This is a genomic window from Pseudomonas baetica, from assembly GCF_051216495.1.
Lineage (GTDB): Bacteria > Pseudomonadota > Gammaproteobacteria > Pseudomonadales > Pseudomonadaceae > Aquipseudomonas > Aquipseudomonas baetica_B.
In genome coordinates this window covers 1-3,516 of sequence record NZ_JBPKAM010000213.1, presented here as the reverse complement: position 1 = coordinate 3,516, position 3,516 = coordinate 1, and the positions used below count along the sequence as shown (strand labels likewise).

The following is a 3,516-nucleotide window of genomic DNA, read 5'->3' as shown; positions in this document are numbered from 1 at the left end:
GCCAGGTGCAGCAGGTAATCGGCGCTGGCGTAGGCCAGGCAGGCAAGACCGGTCATCACCGCCGTGCCTTTCATCATTTCCACCCCCCCCCCCCCCCCCCCTACCCCCTCCCCCCCCCCCCCCCCCCCCCCCCCCCCCCCCCCCCACAGGTTCGCTATCTGGCTTGCAAAATCTGCCACCCGGCAGCACACGGGTGCCCATCAGGTCATTCACCGGTACAATGCGCCCCTCGACCGTGACCGCCTGACTAAAAAAACCTATGTCCTTGCCCAAGCATCACCTGGAATTGCTCAGCCCCGCCCGCGACGTGGCCATCGCCCGCGAGGCCATCCTGCATGGCGCCGACGCCGTGTACCTCGGCGGCCCGAGCTTTGGCGCGCGCCACAACGCCTGCAACGAAGTGAGCGATATCGCTGCTCTGGTGGAGTTCGCCCATCGCTACCACGCCCGGGTGTTCACCACCATCAACACCATCCTGCACGACAACGAACTGGAGCCGGCGCGCAAGCTGATCCATGAGCTGTACGATGCCGGTGTCGATGCGCTGATCGTCCAGGACCTGGGCGTGATGGAGCTGGACATCCCGCCCATCGAGCTGCACGCCAGCACCCAGACCGACATTCGCACCCTGGCGCGGGCGAAGTTCCTCGATCAGGCCGGTTTTTCGCAACTGGTGCTGGCCCGCGAGCTGAACCTTCAGGAAATCAGCGCCATCGCCGCCGAGACCGACGCGGCGATCGAGTTTTTCATCCACGGCGCGCTGTGTGTCGCGTTCTCCGGCCAGTGCAACATTTCCCACGCGCAGACCGGGCGCAGCGCCAACCGTGGCGACTGCTCCCAGGCGTGCCGTCTGCCGTACACCCTCAAGGACGAAAAAGGCGGCGTGATCGCCTATGAAAAGCACCTGCTGTCGATGAAGGACAACAACCAGAGCGCCAACATCCGCGCCCTGGTGGAAGCCGGTGTGCGCTCCTTCAAGATCGAAGGGCGCTACAAGGACATGGGCTATGTGAAGAACATCACTGCCTACTACCGCCAGCGCCTGGACGCCGTGCTCGAAGACCGTCCGGACCTGGCCCGCGCTTCCAGCGGCCGCACTGCGCACTTCTTCGTGCCCGACCCGGACAAGACGTTCCACCGTGGCAGCACCGACTACTTCGTCAGCGAACGCAAGATCGACATCGGTGCCTTCGACTCGCCAACCTTCACCGGCCTGCCGGTGGGCGTCGTGGAAAAAGTCGGCAAACGTGACCTGATCGTGGTCACCCAGGAGCCGCTGTCCAACGGCGACGGCCTCAATGTGCTGGTCAAGCGCGAGGTCGTGGGCTGGCGGACCAACATCGCCGAACCGAAAGGCGAGTTCGAAGAGGACGGCGAAAAGCGTTACCGCTACCGCGTCGAGCCCAACGAGATGCCGAAGGGGCTTCACCAGTTGCGTCCCAATCATCCGCTGAGCCGTAACCTGGACCACAACTGGCAGCAGGCTTTGCAGAAGACTTCTGCCGAGCGTCGCATCGGTTTGACTTGGGTTGCGCACCTGGACGAACAGCGTCTGCAACTGACCGCCACCAGCGAGGAGGGCGTCAGCGCCAGTGTGACGCTGGACGGTCCGTTCGGCCTGGCCAACAAGCCGGAGCAGGCACTGGAGCAGTTGCATGACCTTCTCGGTCAACTGGGAACCACTGAATATCACGCGACCGACATCAAGCTTGATGCACCGCAGGCGTACTTCATCCCCAACTCGCAGCTCAAGTCCCTGCGCCGGGAAGTGATTGAAGCGCTGACCGTGGCGCGCATCAAGGCGCACCCACGGGGTGGCCGCAAGGCCGAGACCAATCCGCCGCCGGTGTACCCGGAATCGCACCTGTCGTTCCTGGCCAACGTCTATAACCAGAAGGCCCGTGATTTCTACCACCGTCACGGGGTCAAGCTGATCGACGCTGCCTACGAGGCTCACGAGGAGCCGGGCGAAGTGCCGGTGATGATCACCAAGCACTGCCTGCGCTTCTCCTTCAACCTCTGCCCGAAACAGGCCAAGGGCGTGACCGGCGTTCGCACCAAGGTCGCGCCGATGCAGTTGATTCACGGTGACGAAGTGCTGACGCTGAAGTTCGACTGCAAGCCTTGCGAAATGCACGTGATCGGCAAGATGAAGGGCCACATCCTCGACCTGCCGCAACCGGGCAGCGTTCAACCGGTCGTTGGCTACATCAGCCCCGACGATCTGCTCAAGACCATTCCCCGCGGTACGCACTGAGGGCTCTGACGCTGTGGTGTGTCTGACACACCGCCATCGCGGGCAAGCCACGCTCCCACAGGATTTTGTGTCGATTGCATGATGTGTGATCGACATGAATACCTGTGGGAGCGGGCTTGCCCGCGATGACGGCAGCCGATACACCCCATCCCTCGACTGGCAGCCCGCGCCGGCTGTGCTAGCGTCTTGAGGTCAATCCTCATTTGCGAGCTTCGCCATGGACGATACCATCGTTAACGTAACCACCGAGAAGTTCAACGCGTTCATTGCCGTGATACAGGCGTATGGCGTGGCTTTCGCGGTCAAGGTGCTGAGTGCCATCGCTTTCTGGATCGTCGGCCGCTGGCTGATCGGCTTTGCCGTCGGCATGGTGCAGAAGGCCCTGGGCAAGCAGCAGGTCGACCCGACCGTGTTGCGCTATGTTGGCTCGGCCATCACCGTGACCCTGAACATCATCCTGGTGATAGCCATCCTCGGTTACCTGGGCATGCAGACCACCACCTTCGCGGCATTGCTGGCGGCAGTTGGCCTGGCAATCGGCATGGCCTGGTCGGGGCTGCTGGCCAACCTGGCGGCCGGTGCTTTCATTATCGTGCTGCGTCCATTCAAGGTTGGCGACTTCATCAATGCCGGCGGGGTAACCGGAACCGTCACCGAGATCGGCCTGTTCGCCACCGCGATCAATACCCCGGACAACGTCCTGACCCTGGTCGGCAACAACAAGATCTTCAGCGACAACATCCAGAACTTCACCCACAACCCGTTCCGCCGTGTCGAGCTCAAGGCGCAACTGTCCGGCGCCGCCGACTGGAAGGCTGCCGCGGCCTTGCTGAAAGAGAAAATTGCCGCCGTTCCCAATGTGCTCCAAACGCCGGCGGTAGACGTGGAGATCCTGGAGTTCAATCTGGTCGGCCCAGTGCTGGCGGTGCGTCCGTACTGCCACAACGAGCACTACTGGCAGGTGTACTTCGACACCAACCGCATCATCAAGGATGCCCTCGGCGAGGCTGGCTTCCCGGCGCCGATGCCGGCACAAACGGTGATCTTTCAGCAAGGTGCCGCGTTGCCGGGGCCGTTGGTGAAGGAGTGATCCGACTGATTTCCTGAGGCAGTAGTCAATCCCTTTGTGGGAGCAAGTCTGCTGGGGGGGGGGGAAAAAACCCCCCCCCCCCAACCCCACACCCCCAACGCGGGAAGGCATAAACCAAACAAAGGGAAAAAAGAAAGGACGGAAACGGAGAACCCAGACGCCTGCTTTT

The 3,516-nt window shown here is 62.4% G+C and carries 2 protein-coding genes; both read left to right on the top strand.

Annotated features, from left to right (window positions below):
* The first annotated feature begins 259 nt into the window (after nucleotides 1-259).
* Nucleotides 260-2,257 carry a peptidase U32 family protein gene (locus ACSFE6_RS31180; protein WP_435431212.1) on the top strand — a complete coding sequence of 666 codons (1,998 nt, stop codon included), beginning with the start codon at nucleotides 260-262 and terminating at the stop codon, nucleotides 2,255-2,257.
* 217 nt (nucleotides 2,258-2,474) lie between these two features.
* The gene (locus ACSFE6_RS31175; protein ID WP_435431211.1) at nucleotides 2,475-3,347 is read left to right on the top strand and encodes a mechanosensitive ion channel family protein; all 873 of its coding nucleotides are present in this window, start codon (nucleotides 2,475-2,477) and stop codon (nucleotides 3,345-3,347) included.
* Nucleotides 3,348-3,516: the final 169 nt, after the last annotated feature.

Bases quoted from the DNA above. Each gene is read 5' to 3' on its own strand.
- ACSFE6_RS31180 (WP_435431212.1), top strand. From the start codon at position 260: ATGTCCTTGCCCAAGCATCACCTGGAATTGCTCAGCCCCGCCCGCGAC.
- ACSFE6_RS31175 (WP_435431211.1), top strand. From the start codon at position 2,475: ATGGACGATACCATCGTTAACGTAACCACCGAGAAGTTCAACGCGTTC.